The organism is Streptomyces europaeiscabiei, from assembly GCF_001550375.1.
GTDB lineage: Bacteria > Actinomycetota > Actinomycetes > Streptomycetales > Streptomycetaceae > Streptomyces > Streptomyces europaeiscabiei.
Window position 1 is genome coordinate 1 of record NZ_LRTR01000440.1, and the last position, 15,666, is coordinate 15,666.

The window sequence follows — 15,666 nt, forward strand, 5'->3', positions numbered from 1 at the left end:
CCGCCTCGCTCGCCGCGCTGCGCCGGATCACCGGCGACCTCACCGCCGTCGTCACCGTGGCCGACGACGGCGGCTCCAGCGGACGCCTCCGGGACGAGCTGGGCGTCCTGCCGCCCGGCGACCTGCGCAAGGCGCTGGCCGCGCTGTGCGGCGACGACGACTGGGGCCAGACCTGGGCCCGTGTCATCCAGCACCGCTTCCAGTCCCAGGGCGACCTGCACGAACACGCGGTCGGCAATCTGCTGATCGTCGCCCTGTGGGAACAGCTCGGCGACCACGTCCAGGCCCTCGACCTGGTCGGCAGGCTTTTGGGCGCCCAGGGCCGGGTGCTGCCGATGTCGGCCGTACCGCTGGAGCTCCAGGCCCTGGTCAAGGGACACGATCCGGCGCGCCCGGACGACGTCGACACCGTCCGGGGGCAGGCGACGGTCGCGCTCACCCCCGGCGAGGTCCAGTCCGTGCACGTCGTGCCGCACGACCCGCCCGCCGTGCCCGAGGCCGTGGCGGCGGTGCGTGACGCCGACTGGGTGGTCCTCGGTCCCGGCTCCTGGTTCTCCTCGGTGATCCCGCACCTGCTCGTGCCCGAACTGCTCGACGCGCTCACCGAGACCAAGGCCCGACTCGTGCTGTCGCTGAACCTCGCTCCGCAGCCGGGAGAAACCGATGGCTTCTCCCCGCAGCGTCATTTGGAGGTTTTGGCCCGACACGCCCCTAAACTCGCCCTGGACGTGGTGCTGGCCGACGAGGCCGCCGTGCCCGACCGCGATTCCCTGGCCGACGCCGCCAAACGGTTCGGTGCCGCGGTCGAGCTGGCGCCGGTGGCCCGGACCGATGGATCTCCGCGGCACGACCCGGAGCTGTTGGCCGCCGCGTACGACCGTATTTTTCGGATGCATGGAAGGATCGGCCCATGGCGATGACGGCAGCGGTGAAGGACGAGATCTCCCGGCTACCCGTCACCCGGACCTGCTGCAGAAAGGCGGAGGTCTCGGCGATCCTGCGGTTCGCGGGCGGGCTGCACCTGGTGAGCGGACGCATCGTGATCGAGGCGGAGCTGGACACCGCGATGGCGGCCCGCAGACTCAAGCGGGACATCCTGGAGATCTTCGGCCACAGCTCCGAACTGATCGTGATGGCCCCCGGCGGACTGCGCCGCGGTTCCCGTTACGTCGTCCGGGTGGTCGCCGGCGGTGACCAGCTGGCCCGCCAGACCGGCCTGGTGGACGGCCGCGGCCGCCCCATCCGGGGCCTGCCCCCGCAGGTCGTCTCGGGGGCCACCTGTGATGCCGAGGCGGCCTGGCGGGGCGCGTTCCTGGCCCACGGCTCGCTCACCGAGCCCGGCCGCTCGTCCTCCCTGGAGGTGACCTGCCCGGGCCCGGAGGCGGCTCTCGCGCTGGTCGGCGCGGCCCGTCGGCTGTCGATCGCGGCGAAGGCCCGCGAGGTGCGGGGCGTGGACCGGGTGGTCGTACGGGACGGGGACGCGATCGGCGCGCTCCTGACCCGCCTCGGCGCCCATGAGTCCGTCCTGGCATGGGAGGAGCGGCGGATGCGCCGCGAGGTCCGGGCCACGGCGAACCGGCTCGCCAACTTCGACGACGCCAACCTGCGCCGCTCGGCCCGCGCCGCCGTCGCCGCCGGCGCCCGTGTGGGCCGCGCTTTGGAGATCCTCGCCGACGACGTACCCGAGCACCTCGCGGCCGCCGGGCGGCTGCGCATGGAGCACAAGCAGGCCTCCCTGGAGGAGCTGGGCGCGCTCGCCGACCCACCGCTCACCAAGGACGCCGTCGCTGGCCGGATCCGCCGTCTGCTGGCCATGGCCGACAAGCGTGCGTCGGACCTCGGCATCCCGGGGACCGAAGCCAGCATCACCGAGGAGATGGCCGAAAACCTGGTGGGATGACAGGACGTCAGAAAAGCTCAACCCGCCGGTGCCGACGCCCACTTGAGGGCGTCGGCACCGGCTTTCTGCTTTCTGCGTGAATTCCGTGATTGGCCTGTGAGGCCTCCTTGACTTGGCGCAGATCTGACATGAGCCTGGCGTCTGTTCGCTACTGGGGTGAACCATCGCAAGGGGGGCTCATGAGACGAAGAGCCAGATCGATCCTCGCCGCCGGCGCGCTCCTGCTGGGTGGTGGTGCGGGACTCGCACCGCTGGCCCAGGCTGCCGAGAACGACGGCTCCGAGGCGGAGGAAGTCAAGGTCTTCCGCGCCGAGGTGACGAAGAAGCAGATCCCACTGCTGCTCGCGGCCGGGCAGGACGGTCACGAACTCAGCGAGCAGGCGCCGGAGAAGGGCACCGCGTCGGTCGAGGTCTACCTCACCGACAAGCAGGCGGATGCCCTCGAAGGGCAGGGCGTCAAGCTCAAGGAGCACCGGCTCACCAGCAAGGCCGAGGCGCGGGTGGCCGCCGCCGGCGACGGGGTCTACCGCCCGTACAGCGGCGCGGGCAACATCAAGGAGGAGATCCTCCGGACGGGCCAGGAGAACCCGTCCCTGACCAAGGTGGTCTCCCTCGGCAAGTCCCTCCAGGGCCAGGACATCCTCGCGGTCAAGCTGACCAAGGACGCGAAGAAGACCAAGGACGGCGCCAAGCCCTCCGTGCTGTACATGTCCAACCAGCACGCGCGCGAGTGGATCACGCCGGAGATGACCCGGCGCCTGATGCACCACTACCTGGACAACTACAAGACGGACAAGCGGATCAAGAAGATCGTCGACACCACCGAGCTGTGGTTCGTGATCTCCGCCAACCCGGACGGCTACGACTTCACCCACCGCGACGCCGCCAACCGCCAGTGGCGCAAGAACGTGCGGGACATCAACGGCGACAACGCCATCACCGTCGGCGACGGCGTCGACCTCAACCGCAACTTCGCCTACAAGTGGGGCTACGACAACGAGGGCTCGTCCCCGTTCCCCACCAGCGAGACCTACCGCGGCGGCGGCCCGGGCTCGGAGCCCGAGACGAAGGCTCTGGACGCCTTCGAGAAGCGCATCGGCTTCGAGTACGGCATCAACTACCACTCGGCCGCCGAACTCATCCTCTACGGGGTCGGCTGGCAGGTGGCCAGCCCCACCCCGGACGACGTGCTCTACGAGGCGCTGGCCGGTACCCCGGAGAACCCCGCGGTCCCCGGCTACCACCCCCAGCTCTCCTCCGAGCTGTACACCACCAACGGTGAGGCGGACGGCCACGCGGCCAACGTCAACGGCACGGCGATGTTCACCCCCGAGATGTCGACCTGCCAGACCGCGTCGAGCATCGCCCCGGACGACGCCTGGAAGCCCGAGGACTGCGCCTCCGTCTTCACGTTCCCGGACGACGAGAAGCTGATCCAGCAGGAGTTCGCGAAGAACATCCCGTTCGCGCTCTCCGTCGCCGAGTCCGCCGCCACGCCCGACCGGCCGAAGTCCTCGGTCGGCATCGACGCCCCCGACTTCACCCCGGCCTCCTTCACCACGTCGTACTCGCGCGGCAAGAAGCAGGAGATCTCCGTCGTCGCCCGCAAGTCCGTGGACGACAAGGAGCTGAAGTACCGGATCAACGGCCGCGGCCGTACCTACGAGGAGAGGCTCAAGTCCTGGAAGGGCGGCGAGACGTTCGGCGGTGAGGACAACCTCTGGTTCGACGAGTACCGGGCCAAGGTGCGCGAGGGTGAGCCCGGCGACAAGGTCGAGGTCTGGTTCACCGGCGAGACGAAGAGCGGCAAGCCCACGAAGAGCGAGCGCTTCACCTACACGGTCGCCGAACGCCCCAAGGCCGACACGCTCGTCGTCGCCGAGGAGGGCGCGACCGCGACCCAGACGCAGACCTACGTCGACGCGCTGAAGGCCAACGGCAAGAAGGCGCTCGTCTGGGACGTCGCGACCCAGGGCGCACCCGACGCGCTCGGCGTACTGGAGCACTTCAAGCAGGTCGTGCACTACACGGGCGCCGTCCGTCCGGGCGTCGCCACCCAGCTCGAACTGCGCGCCTACCTCAACGAGGGCGGCAAGCTGATCGAGGCGGGCGAGAGCGCAGGCGGCTCCGTCGACCTCGGCGGCGGCACCCTGTCGAACGACTTCAGCCAGTACTACCTGGGCGCCTACAGCCGTACCTCCCTGCCCGACGCCAAGGCCTTCGCGGGCCTGAGCAAGCTCGCCGGCTTCACCGGAACGCTCGGCGACGCGCCCGGTAACCCGCTGAACACCGCCGGATCGTTCGGCGTCACCTCGGACGCCCTGCCCGTGGAGACGTTCCCGCAGTTCAAGAGCGCCGGCGCGGGCCAGTACCCCGGGACCGTCAACCCGTACGGCCCGTACGAGGGTGCGTCCATGGCGGCCGCCACCCACACCGACTACGCCTGGAACCGCCTCACCCGCACCATCGACCTCACCTCGGTGAGCGCGGCCGACGATCCCACCCTGCGCACCCAGCTCCTGTGGAGCACCGAGGAGGGCTACGACCACGCCCTGCTGGAGGCGCACACGGTGGGGGCGGACGACTGGACGACGCTGCCGGAGACCGGCGGCGCCACCTCCGCCACCGTGCCCACCGAGTGCGAGGCCGGGTACTTCATCCAGGGCCACCCGGCCCTGAAGCGGTACCTGACCCTGGGCGCGGGCGGCTGCACGCCCACCGGCACCAGCGGCTCCTGGAACAGCTTCACCGGGGCCTCGGACGGCTGGCAGAAGGTCGAGTTCGACCTGTCCGCGTACGCCGGGAAGAAGGTCGAGGTCTCGCTCAGCTACGTCACCGACCCCGGCTCCGGCGGTCGCGGTGTCCTGGCCGACAACGCCACCGTCGTCATCGGCGGCACGCCCGGCGCGGTCGAGGGCTTCGAGACGTCGCTCGGTGCCTGGAGCGTCCCCGGACCGCCCGCGGGCAGTCCGGCGGTCGTGAAGGACTGGGGCCTGTCGGGTGAACTGTTCAAGACCTACGGCGCGGTCACCACGGACGACACGGTGCTGCTGGGCTTCGGCCTGGAGCAGGTCCCCGCGGCGGCCGACCGCAAGGCACTGCTCGGCAAGGCGCTGGCGGCTCTGAAGAACTGAGCGCCGACTGCGCCGAACGGCTGAGAGAAGGCCTCGTGAGCGGCTCTCCGGACATCTGAAATCAGATGATCGGGGGGCCGCTCAAAAGGTAATCACCTTGCAAAACCAGGGCGGTCCGTACCCCTACTGGCGAGTACGGACCGCACCGGCATGTATAGGGCATCTCGATGTCACTCGACGGGCCCGGGGGAGGTAGGGTCGTAGGCGGTCGGGGACATCCCATACAGCTCGCCGGCACTGAGCCGGCGTACCAACGAGGAGATCGGTTCGTGACGATCCGCGTAGGCATCAACGGCTTTGGCCGCATCGGTCGTAACTACTTCCGCGCGCTGCTGGAGCAGGGTGCTGACATCGAGATCGTGGCTGTCAATGACCTGGGTGACACCGCGACCACCGCACACCTCCTGAAGTACGACACCATCCTGGGCCGCCTCAAGGCCGAGGTGTCGCACACCGCCGACACGATCACCGTGGACGGCCACACCATCAAGGTCCTCTCCGAGCGCAACCCCGCGGACATCCCCTGGGGCGAGCTGGGCGTCGACATCGTCATCGAGTCCACCGGCATCTTCACGAAGAAGGCCGACGCCGCGAAGCACCTCGCCGGCGGCGCCAAGAAGGTCCTCATCTCGGCTCCGGCCAAGGACGAGGACATCACCATCGTGATGGGCGTCAACCAGGACAAGTACGACGCGGCCAACCACCACGTCATCTCCAACGCCTCCTGCACCACCAACTGTGTGGCGCCGATGGCCAAGGTCCTCGACGAGAACTTCGGCATCGTCAAGGGCCTGATGACGACGGTCCACGCGTACACCAACGACCAGCGCATCCTGGACTTCCCGCACTCGGACCTGCGTCGCGCCCGCGCCGCCGCCGAGAACATCATCCCGACCACCACGGGTGCCGCGAAGGCCACCGCGCTGGTCCTCCCGCAGCTCAAGGGCAAGCTCGACGGCATCGCGATGCGCGTTCCGGTCCCGACCGGCTCGGCCACCGACCTGGTCGTGACGCTGCAGCGAGAGGTCACCAAGGACGAGGTCAACGCCGCGTTCAAGAAGGCCTCCGACGACGGCGACCTCAAGGGCTACCTGACCTACACCGAGGACGAGATCGTCTCCTCGGACATCGTCGGCGACCCGGCCTCCTGCACCTTCGACTCCTCCCTGACCATGGTCCAGGAGGGCAACACGGTGAAGATCCTCGGCTGGTACGACAACGAGTGGGGCTACTCCAACCGCCTCGTCGACCTCACGGTCTTCGTCGGCGAGCAGCTCTGACCGACAGAGCAGGCACCTCCATGTGAAGTCAGGGCCCGTGCGGCGCAGGGACGCGCCGCCCGGGCCCTGACTCACGTACGCATGCGGCCTCTTACGATCACGAGCACCACAAGTCCTCCTCGGGAGCCCTCTCCATGAAGACGATCGACGAACTCCTCGCCGAGCCAGTCGCCGGCAAGCGGGTCTTCGTCCGCGCCGACCTCAACGTGCCGCTCGACGGCACGACCATCACCGACGACGGCCGCATCCGCGCCGTGCTGCCCACCGTCAAGGCGCTGGCCGCGGCGGGCGCGCGCGTCGTCGTCGCCTCCCACCTGGGTCGCCCCAAGGGCGCCCCGGACCCGGCCTTCTCCCTCGCCCCGGCCGCCACCCGCCTCGGTGAACTCCTCGGCGCCGACGTGGCGTTCGCGACGGACACGGTGGGTGAGTCCGCCGCCGCCACGGTCGCGGGCCTCGCCGACGGCCGGGTCGCGGTCGTCGAGAACCTCCGCTTCAACGCCGGTGAGACGTCCAAGGACGACGCCGAGCGCGGCGCGTTCGCGGACCGGCTGGCCGCCCTCGTCGACGTCTACGTCGGCGACGGCTTCGGTGCGGTGCACCGCAAGCACGCCTCGGTCTTCGACCTGCCGGCCCGCCTGCCGCACTACGCCGGGTACCTCATCGCCACCGAGGTCGGCGTCCTGAAGAAGCTCACCGACGACGTCCAGCGCCCCTATGTGGTCGCGCTCGGCGGCGCCAAGGTGTCCGACAAGCTCGCGGTCATCGACCAGCTCCTCGGCAAGGCCGACCGCATCCTCATCGGCGGCGGCATGGCGTACACCTTCCTCAAGGCCAAGGGCTACGAGATCGGCAGCTCCCTCCTGCAGGAGGACCAGCTCGCCGCGGTCACCGAGTACGTCGAGCGCGCGGAGCGGACCGGTGTCGAGCTGGTCCTGCCCGTCGACGCCGTCGTCGCGCCCGCGTTCCCGGACCTGAGGAGCAAGGCTTCGGCCGACCCCACCGAGGTCGCCGCGGACGCCATGCCGGCCGACCGGATGGGCCTGGACATCGGTCCGGAGTCCGGCACGCTGTACGCCTCGAAGATCGCCGACGCCGCCACCGTCTTCTGGAACGGCCCCATGGGCGTCTTCGAGCACCCCGATTTCGCCGAGGGCACCAAGGCGGTCGCCCAGGCACTCCTCGATTCCAAGGCCTTCACGGTCGTCGGCGGCGGAGACTCCGCCGCGGCCGTGCGCATCCTGGGCTTCGACGAGAACGCATTCGGCCACATCTCGACCGGTGGTGGCGCCTCCCTCGAATACCTCGAGGGCAAGACGCTCCCCGGGCTCGCCGCACTGGAGGACTGACCCTCGATGACTGTTTCCGACAAGGGCCGCCTGCCCCTGATGGCGGGCAACTGGAAGATGAACCTCAACCACCTCGAGGCCATCGCGCACGTCCAGAAGCTCGCCTTCGCCCTCGCCGACAAGGACTACGAGGCCTGTGAGGTCGCGGTCCTGCCGCCCTTCACCGACCTGCGCTCGGTCCAGACCCTGGTCGACGGCGACAAGCTCAAGATCAAGTACGGCGCCCAGGACGTCTCGGCGCACGACTCGGGCGCCTACACCGGTGAGATCTCCGGCCCGATGCTGGCGAAGCTCAAGTGCACGTTCGTGGCGATCGGCCACTCCGAGCGCCGCCAGTACCACGACGAGACCGACGAGATCGTCAACGCGAAGGTCAAGGCCGCCTACAAGTACGGCCTCACCCCGATCCTGTGCGTCGGCGAGGAGCTGGAGGTCCGCGAGGCGGGCAACCACGTCTCCCACACGCTCGCCCAGGTCGAGGGCGGCCTCAAGGACGTGCCCGCCGAGCACGCCGAGACCGTCGTGGTCGCCTACGAGCCCGTCTGGGCCATCGGCACCGGTAAGGTCTGCGGCGCCGACGACGCCCAGGAGGTCTGCGCGGCCATCCGGGGCAAGCTCGCCGAGCTGTACTCCCAGGAGACCGCCGACCGGATCCGCATCCAGTACGGCGGCTCGGTCAAGGCCGGCAACGTCGCCGAGATCATGGCCCAGGCCGACATCGACGGCGCCCTCGTCGGCGGTGCCTCCCTGGACGCGGACGAGTTCGTCAAGATCGTGCGCTTCCGCGACCAGTGAGTAGGCCTTAGCGGCGTAACGTCGTACTCTTGCGGGGGGCCGAGGCCCAGTAGGCGAGTGTCGAGCTTGCCGAACGGTCCCGGCCCTCCCGTCGTCTATCCAGATCCGAGGAAGTTGGTCCAGCCGTGGTTATGGGGTTCTCGATCGCCCTGATCGTGTTCAGCCTGCTGATGATGCTGCTGGTGCTGATGCACAAGGGCAAGGGCGGCGGCCTCTCCGACATGTTCGGTGGCGGTATGCAGTCCTCCGTCGGCGGCTCCTCGGTCGCCGAGCGCAACCTCGACCGGATCACCGTCGTGGTCGGTCTGCTGTGGTTCGCGTGCATTGTCGTGCTGGGCATCCTGATGAAGGTCACCAACTGACGTCAGGCCGACACCGGCGGGACAACGCGTCACGGACGCACCAATCCGCACGTAAAGCCCCATGCCGGGTACGCGACTTCGAACGCGGCCTATCATGGGGCTTGCGTCTGTGGGTGGGATGTAACTCCAATCACTGGACGCGCGTTGGGCCTTACGTAGACTGAGGCGCTCGCAGCGAAGCGCAACGCCGACTCGCTTCGCCGCACCATTACGCAGGGAGTTACGACCGTGGCAAGTGGCAACGCGATCCGAGGAAGCCGGGTCGGGGCGGGGCCGATGGGCGAAGCCGAGCGCGGCGAGTCCGCACCCCGGCTGCGCATCTCCTTCTGGTGCTCCAACCGACACGAGACCCAGCCGAGTTTCGCCAGCGACGCACAGGTCCCCGACACCTGGGACTGCCCGCGCTGCGGCTTCCCGGCCGGACAGGACCGGGACAACCCGCCGGACCCACCGCGCACCGAGCCCTACAAGACGCACCTCGCCTATGTGCGGGAGCGCCGCAGCGACGCGGACGGCGAGGCGATCCTCGCCGAGGCGCTCGCCAAACTGCGGGGTGAAATCTAGAAGTCGACACCGGCCGGGCACCGAGGGTGCCTGGCCGGACGTGTTCGTGGCGTGTGACGCGCGATGCCCACGATGGTCGCGATGCTCGCGTCTGCGCCGGTCAGGCTGATTGTCAGTGGGTCCCTCTACGGTTTGTGTGCATCGACGAACCGTGAGGGGGACACGTGACGGTGGCTGAGCAGGGGACAGCGGCCGCGTACCGAGGAGCGTTCTTACGGCTGTGGAGCGCGGCCGTGCTCTCCAGCTTCGGGGACGCACTGCGTACGGCCGCGCTGCCGCTGCTCGCGGTGACGTTGACGGACGAGCCGCTTCTCGTCGCCTCGGTCGCGGCCTGTGGTTATGTGCCGTGGCTCCTGTTCGGGTTGTTCGGCGGCGCCGTCGCCGACCGGGTGGACCAGCGGCGGGCCATGTGGACGGTGGACGTGGCGCGCGGTCTGCTCGTGGCGGGCTTCGCGGTGGCCGTGGCCCTCGACCACGCCTCGATCGCCCTGCTGATCGCCCTCGCCTTCGCCCTGACCACACTCCAGACACTCTTCGACAACGCGGCCACGGCTCTGCTGCCCGCCCTGGTGGGTCGGGACGCCCTGGGCAGCGCAAACGCCCGGCTGATGACCGGCCAACGGATCGCGGGCGGGCTGGTGGCCGCGCCGCTCGTCCCGCTGCTGCTGGCCGCAGGAGCCGCCGTCCCCTTCGCGGCGGACGCCCTGACCTACCTGGTCGCCGCTGCCCTCGTGGCCTCGCTCGGCGCCGCCCCGCCCGAACGGGAGCCCCGTCCCGCGGGCAGCACCCTGCGCGCGGAGATCGCCGCCGGGTTGCGGACGCTGTGGCGGGACGGGGCCCTGCGCGGGCTGTGCGCGGCGACCGCGCTGTGCAACGTCGGCATGGGCGCCCTCATCGCCACGCTGGTGCTGCTGGTGACCGGCTGGCTGGACGCGGGCAACGCCGGGTTCGCGGTGGTGACGACCGCGTACACGGTGGGCGGCCTCGCCGGGGGAGCGGTGAACGGTCGGCTGGTGGCCCGGGTCGGGCAGGTGCGTGCCGTGCTGCTGGCCGGTGGGGTGCAGATCGGGGCGCTCGTCGTGATGGGCTCGGTGCGCAGCCTGACGGCGCTCGCGGTGAGCCTCGCCGTGTTCGGGGCCATGGGAATGGTGTGGAACGTCAACACCACGACTCTCATGCAGCAGCGAGTGCCCGTCGACCTGCTCGGTCGTGTCGGCTCCGCCTTTCGGACGGTCGGGGTGGCCGGGGCGCCCCTGGGTGCGCTGTTGGGCGGGGCGGTCGCCACGGTCCGGGGAGCGAACACGCCGGTGTTCCTCGCCGCCGCCTTCTTCGTCCTGTCCGTCGCCGCGCTGATACCGGCGCTCAAGGCGGACGTATCTGTTGTTGAGCCGGACGACCGGGGGACGACAGCTCGTGTTCCTTCGTGATCAATTAGGTTGGGACCGGCAGCGGGGCAAGGTACGCAGGACCAGGTAGGAAAGAAGGCTGAAGTCCGAGATGAACGCAGAAAGCCGTACCAGGCTCAACCAGACGCCCGAGTGGACCGCGCTGGCCGAGCACCGGGAGCAGCAGGGTGAGGTGCAACTGCGCGAACTGTTCGCGGCCGACCCGGGGCGTGGCGCCGGGTACACGCTGGAGGTCGGCGATCTGCACGTCGACTACTCCAAGCATCTGGTCACCGACGAGACGCTGCGGCTGCTGCGCGAGCTGGCCGCCGCGACCGACGTGTTCGGGCTGCGGGACGCCATGTTCCGCGGCGAGAAGATCAACACCACCGAGGACCGAGCCGTCCTGCACACCGCGCTGCGCGCTCCGCGCGACGCGGTGATCGAGGTGGACGGTGAGAACGTGGTGCCGGGTGTGCACGCCGTTCTCGACCGGATGGGCGGCTTCGCCGAGCGCATCCGCTCCGGCGAGTGGACCGGTCACACCGGCCGGCGTATCAAGAACGTCGTCAACATCGGCATCGGCGGCTCCGACCTGGGCCCGGCCATGGCGTACGAGGTGTTGCGCTCCTACACCGACCGCGATCTGACCGTCCGTTTCGTGTCGAACGTGGACGGTGCCGACCTGCACGAGGCGGTACGGGACCTGGACGCGGCGGAGACGCTCTTCATCATCGCCTCGAAGACGTTCACCACGATCGAGACGATCACCAACGCGACCTCCGCGCGCGACTGGCTGCTCACCGAGCTGAAGGCCGGCTCCGACGCCGTCGCCAAGCACTTCGTGGCGCTGTCGACGAACGCCGGGAAGGTGTCGGACTTCGGCATCGACACGGCCAACATGTTCGAGTTCTGGGACTGGGTCGGCGGACGGTACTCGTACGACTCGGCGATCGGGCTGTCCCTGATGATCGCGATCGGTCCGGACCGCTTCCGGGAGATGCTCGACGGGTTCCACCTGGTCGACGAGCACTTCCGGACGGCGCCCGCCGAGTCCAATGTGCCTCTGCTCCTCGGCCTGTTGGGCATCTGGTACGGCAACTTCCACGACGCGCAGTCGCACGCGGTGCTGCCCTACAGCCACTACCTGTCCAAGTTCACTGCCTACCTGCAGCAGCTGGACATGGAGTCCAACGGCAAGTACGTGGGCCGGGACGGGGTGCCGGTGGAGTGGGAGACGGGGCCGGTGGTGTGGGGCACACCGGGGACGAACGGGCAGCACGCGTACTACCAGTTGATCCACCAGGGCACGAAGCTGATCCCGGCGGACTTCATCGGTTTCGCCGAGCCGGTCGCCGAGCTCGGTGACGCGCTCAAGGCCCAGCACGACCTCCTGATGGCCAACTTCTTCGCCCAGACCCAGGCGCTGGCCTTCGGCAAGACGCCGGACGAGGTGCGGGCGGAGGGAGTGCCGGACGAGCTGGTGCCGCACAAGACGTTCAAGGGGAACCACCCGACGACCACGATCCTGGCGAAGGAACTGACCCCGTCGGTCCTCGGCCAGCTGATCGCGCTGTACGAGCACAAGGTGTTCGTGCAGGGTGCCGTCTGGAACATCGACTCCTTCGACCAGTGGGGCGTCGAGCTGGGCAAGGTCCTCGCGAAGCGGCTGGAACCGGCGTTGACGGAGGGCGCCGAGGTGGCGGGCCTCGACGAGTCCACGAAGGCGCTGGTCGCCAAGTACCGGGCGCTGCGCGGACGGCGGTAGCCGTACGCGGTGGGCGGGGGTGGGGAAGCGGGCGGCCGCGCGACGTCCACTTCCCCACCCGGACTCGGTGCCGGCCTCAGTGCCCCAGCCCGGCGCCCCCGTCGACCGGGATCACGGCGCCGCGTACATATCCGGCGTCGGCCAGGAAGGCCACCGCCTCGGCGACCTCCTCGGGGGTGGCCGGGCGTCCGGCGGGGGTGGTCCGCAGCAGTTCGCGGCGCTGGTCCGGTGTGAGGGCGCGGCTCATGTCGGTCTCGGTGAGGCCGGGGGCGACGACGTTGCAGGTGATGTCGCGGGGGCCGAGTTCCTGGGTGAGGGAGCGGGCGAAGCCGACGAGACCGGCCTTCGCCGCCGCGTAGTTGGTCTGGCCGGGGGCGCCGCGCAGGGCGGCCGTGGAGGAGACCAGGACGATACGGCCGTGGCCCGTGCGGAGCATTCCGCGCATCGCGCGCTGGGCGACGCGGAAGGCTCCGGTGAGGTTGGTGTCGAGGACGGAGGTGAAGTCCGCCTCGGTCATCCGCACCAGCAGCCGGTCCTGGGTGGCGCCCGCGTTGGCGACCAGGACGGTGACCGGCCCGTGGGTGGCCTCGGCCTCCTTGAACGCCAGGTCGACCTGGCTGCTGTCCGTCACATCGCACCGCACGGCGAGGAATCCCTCGGAGGCGGGGGGCTCGTCGCCCCGGTAGGTCACCGTGACCCGGTCGCCGGCCGTCACGAAACGGCGGGCGACGGCGAGCCCGATGCCCCTGTTCCCGCCGGTGACGAAGACCGAACGGGCTGTCGGTGTCGGTGTCATCGTGTCTGTCCTTCCCGTGCCGCGTCCGACGGTCTTGCCTGCTCGCGGCCTTCGGATGCCGCACGGGTGCGCAGGCCCACGACGGCCACCGCGCACCGATGAGGGCGAGGGCGGCGACGGAGAGCGGGGCGGCGTACATGGCGTCGAGCAAGGCGCGGTCGGCCGTCGCTGCCGGCTCGGGCAGGTGCAGTGGGTCGGCGAGCGGGCGAGCGGGCGGCCTCGGCGGAGGTCCGGGCCCGTTCCTCGGCGGCCGGTGACAGGCCCTGTGTGGTGCCGGGCAGTTCGGCGTCGGCCATCCGGTCCCGGTGGACGCCGGAGAGGATCGAGCCGGCCATCGCCACACCGAGGGCGCCGCCGACCTGCCGGGTGACGCTGTTGACGGCGGAGCCGGCGCCCGCGGGCTGTGGCGGCACCAGGAGGACGGGCCGGGAGCGGGTGGATGCGGCGGCCGGTTTCCCGGTCGTCCGGCTCACGGTGGTCACAGCGTTCCTCCGTTGTTCTCACGAGCGGGCCCGGCGGCCTCGTCCGGGCTTCTGCCTTCGTGTCCGCGGACGCCTTCGTGTCCGCGCATGCCGTCGTGTCCGCGCACGGCTTCGTATCTGTTCAGTGCCCGGTCGATCAGGGCCTCGGGCACGCCCGTGTAGCGCGCCGGGTCGAGCAGTTCCGACAGTTGGTCGGGGGTGAACCGGGCGGACAGTTCCGGGGCGGCGGCCAGTACCTCCCGCAGAGGGCGGCCGGTGTCGGCGGCCTCGGCCGAGGCGCCGGTCAGGAACTTCTTCGCGCGGACCTTGCCGAACACCGGGGCCAGGGCCACGGTGAGGCGTTCGGTGACGATGGCGCCGCCGGTCAGATCGAGGTTGGCCCGCATGCGGTCGCGGTGGATGATCAGCCCCTCCGTGAGCTCGACGGCGGTGTGCGCGGCCCCGCCCGTCAGCCGCAACGCCTCCCGCAGCGGCTGCCACTCGGCGTGCCACGCCCCGGCGGGCCGTTCGTCCTCGGCGAGCAGACACTGCGCCAGCACGAGGGCGTGCGCGGGGACCTGCCGGGCGGCCGACACGATCAGCGTGGCCAGTGCCGGGTTCCGCTTCTGCGGCATGGCGGAGGAGGCACCGCGCCCGGCCCCCGCCGGCTCGGACAGCTCACCGATCTCCGTGCGGGACAACGTCTGCACATCGAGCGCGAACTTCCCGAGTGCCCCGGTGACGAGCTGGAGCACGGCCCCGAGTTCGGCGACGGGGGTACGGACCGTGTGCCAGGGGAGGGTGGGCTCGGCGAGGCCCAGCGCCTCGGAGAAGGGTTTGAGCAGTTCCAGCCCTCCCTCGCCCGGGTTGCCGCTGCCACTTCCGACCGGCTGCCGCGCCCCTTCGGGGGCGCGGGGAACCGCACGGTCGGCCTCCGCCGATCCGCGGATGTCCGGACCCCCACGGTCCACCACCGCGTACTCCCGGTACGCGGCCAACGTCCCACCCGCTCCCCCCAACTGGGCCGGAAGTCTCGACGCCAGAGCCCGCACCCGCACCGACGCGTCGACGGCCAGCTCCAGCCACCCCGCCGCCTTCAGCCCGAAGGTCGTCGGCACCGCGTGCTGGGCCAGAGTGCGGCCGGCGAGAACCGTGCGACGGTGTGTGTCGGCCAGCGAGGCGAGCGCGGCCGTCACACGGACCAGGTCCGCCGCGATCAGGTCGAGCACCCGACGGCTGATCAACATCGCCGCCGAGTCCAGGATGTCCTGGCTGGTGGACCCCCGGTGCACATACTCCGCGGCGGCCGGATCCTCCGCGGCGACGACCTCGGTGAAGGCGGTCACCAGCGCGACCACCGGGTTGGCGGCGGCCCGTGCCGCATGGGCCAGGGCGACCAGGTCGAGCCGTTCCACACGGGCCGCCGAGGCGATCGCCTCCACCGCGCCGGCCGGGGTCAGCCCGACCGAGTGCTGGGCGCGGGCCAGCGCCACTTCGGTGTCCAGCATGGCCTGCAGCCACGCCTCGTCGGTCACCGCGGCCGCGACCGGCGTGCCCGCCCAGGTGGGGGCGAGCAGGCCCGCGTCGGTGCCCACGGACATCGCGTTCACGCTCATCGACTCCCTGTGCCTGATGTCCGACGTGCCACCGAAGCGACGGCGGCCTCCAGCGCTGAGGCTCCTGGCCCCTCCGCTCGCTGCCCCTGCGGCCCCGCGGGCCCGAGCCCCAGCGCCGCGCGCGCGATCGCGTCCGAGTCCTCCAGCGTCACCGAGCCGACGCCGGGCCTGATACCGACCGCCGTCACCCAGCGCACGCCCTCCACCGGCACCCCGAAGGCGAACCGGCGCGGGTGCGGCCGGCCCGCCGCGTCCACCA

13 protein-coding genes and 1 pseudogene are annotated in these 15,666 nt (G+C 70.5%); 10 read left to right on the forward strand and 4 right to left on the reverse strand.

All coding sequences use genetic code 11. The features are described from left to right. The 10 genes from AWZ10_RS21350 to pgi form a co-directional block, all read left to right on the forward strand. A partial coding sequence (locus AWZ10_RS21350; RefSeq protein WP_060891829.1) for a gluconeogenesis factor YvcK family protein occupies positions 1 to 920 on the forward strand: 920 nt, incomplete at its 5' end. Further along, the gene (gene whiA / locus AWZ10_RS21355) at positions 911 to 1,900 is read left to right on the forward strand and encodes a DNA-binding protein WhiA (protein ID WP_005477942.1); all 990 of its coding nucleotides are present in this window, start codon (positions 911 to 913) and stop codon (positions 1,898 to 1,900) included. The genes AWZ10_RS21350 and whiA, both read left to right, overlap by 10 nt. Before the next feature lie 179 nt (positions 1,901 to 2,079). Next, positions 2,080 to 5,034: a M14 family metallopeptidase gene (locus AWZ10_RS21360; RefSeq protein ID WP_060891830.1), complete on the forward strand. Its 2,955-nt coding sequence runs from the start codon at positions 2,080 to 2,082 to the stop codon at positions 5,032 to 5,034. A gap of 269 nt (positions 5,035 to 5,303) precedes the next feature. After that, the gene (gap, locus tag AWZ10_RS21365) at positions 5,304 to 6,314 is read left to right on the forward strand and encodes a type I glyceraldehyde-3-phosphate dehydrogenase (RefSeq protein WP_046705424.1); all 1,011 of its coding nucleotides are present in this window, start codon (positions 5,304 to 5,306) and stop codon (positions 6,312 to 6,314) included. A gap of 134 nt (positions 6,315 to 6,448) precedes the next feature. After that, on the forward strand, positions 6,449 to 7,660 hold the full coding sequence (locus AWZ10_RS21370; protein WP_046705425.1) for a phosphoglycerate kinase: 1,212 nt from the start codon (positions 6,449 to 6,451) through the stop codon (positions 7,658 to 7,660). Positions 7,661 to 7,699: 39 nt separating this feature from the next. Beyond that, positions 7,700 to 8,455 carry a triose-phosphate isomerase gene (gene tpiA / locus AWZ10_RS21375; RefSeq protein WP_078935391.1) on the forward strand — a complete coding sequence of 252 codons (756 nt, stop codon included), beginning with the start codon at positions 7,700 to 7,702 and terminating at the stop codon, positions 8,453 to 8,455. A gap of 131 nt (positions 8,456 to 8,586) precedes the next feature. After that, positions 8,587 to 8,817 carry a preprotein translocase subunit SecG gene (secG, locus tag AWZ10_RS21380; protein WP_033317921.1) on the forward strand — a complete coding sequence of 77 codons (231 nt, stop codon included), beginning with the start codon at positions 8,587 to 8,589 and terminating at the stop codon, positions 8,815 to 8,817. A 228-nt stretch (positions 8,818 to 9,045) separates the two neighbouring features. Beyond that, the gene (locus AWZ10_RS21385; protein WP_078935388.1) at positions 9,046 to 9,381 is read left to right on the forward strand and encodes an RNA polymerase-binding protein RbpA; all 336 of its coding nucleotides are present in this window, start codon (positions 9,046 to 9,048) and stop codon (positions 9,379 to 9,381) included. Positions 9,382 to 9,545: 164 nt separating this feature from the next. Beyond that, positions 9,546 to 10,808: an MFS transporter gene (locus AWZ10_RS21390; RefSeq protein WP_046705427.1), complete on the forward strand. Its 1,263-nt coding sequence runs from the start codon at positions 9,546 to 9,548 to the stop codon at positions 10,806 to 10,808. Positions 10,809 to 10,878: 70 nt separating this feature from the next. Continuing rightward, on the forward strand, positions 10,879 to 12,534 hold the full coding sequence (gene pgi, locus AWZ10_RS21395) for a glucose-6-phosphate isomerase (RefSeq protein ID WP_046705428.1): 1,656 nt from the start codon (positions 10,879 to 10,881) through the stop codon (positions 12,532 to 12,534). A 76-nt stretch (positions 12,535 to 12,610) separates the two neighbouring features. Here the strand turns inward: pgi and fabG are convergent, their stop codons facing one another. The 4 genes and pseudogenes from fabG to AWZ10_RS21410 all read right to left on the reverse strand — a co-directional run. Beyond that, entirely contained in the window at positions 12,611 to 13,330 is a 720-nt protein-coding gene (fabG, locus tag AWZ10_RS21400) for a 3-oxoacyl-ACP reductase FabG (RefSeq protein WP_060891831.1), read from the reverse strand. Next, a complete protein-coding gene (locus AWZ10_RS47920; RefSeq protein ID WP_319070718.1) occupies positions 13,327 to 13,812 on the reverse strand; it encodes a hypothetical protein in 486 nt (161 codons plus the stop codon). The genes fabG and AWZ10_RS47920 overlap by 4 nt, the downstream gene beginning before the upstream one ends. After that, a complete protein-coding gene (locus AWZ10_RS21405) occupies positions 13,809 to 15,407 on the reverse strand; it encodes a class-II fumarase/aspartase family protein (protein WP_060891832.1) in 1,599 nt (532 codons plus the stop codon). Before AWZ10_RS21405 ends, AWZ10_RS47920 begins: the two co-directional genes overlap by 4 nt. Next, a pseudogene (locus AWZ10_RS21410) lies at positions 15,404 to 15,666 on the reverse strand (FAD/NAD(P)-binding protein); the annotation flags it as partial. The gene AWZ10_RS21405 and the pseudogene AWZ10_RS21410, both read right to left, overlap by 4 nt.

Coding starts and splice junctions, on each gene's coding strand:
- fabG (WP_060891831.1), bottom strand. CDS start 13,330: ATGACACCGACACCGACAGCCCGTTCGGTCTTCGTCACCGGCGGGAAC.
- pgi (WP_046705428.1), top strand. CDS start 10,879: ATGAACGCAGAAAGCCGTACCAGGCTCAACCAGACGCCCGAGTGGACC.
- secG (WP_033317921.1), top strand. CDS start 8,587: ATGGGGTTCTCGATCGCCCTGATCGTGTTCAGCCTGCTGATGATGCTG.
- AWZ10_RS21360 (WP_060891830.1), top strand. CDS start 2,080: ATGAGACGAAGAGCCAGATCGATCCTCGCCGCCGGCGCGCTCCTGCTG.
- AWZ10_RS21405 (WP_060891832.1), bottom strand. CDS start 15,407: ATGAGCGTGAACGCGATGTCCGTGGGCACCGACGCGGGCCTGCTCGCC.
- AWZ10_RS21370 (WP_046705425.1), top strand. CDS start 6,449: ATGAAGACGATCGACGAACTCCTCGCCGAGCCAGTCGCCGGCAAGCGG.
- whiA (WP_005477942.1), top strand. CDS start 911: ATGGCGATGACGGCAGCGGTGAAGGACGAGATCTCCCGGCTACCCGTC.
- tpiA (WP_078935391.1), top strand. CDS start 7,700: ATGGCGGGCAACTGGAAGATGAACCTCAACCACCTCGAGGCCATCGCG.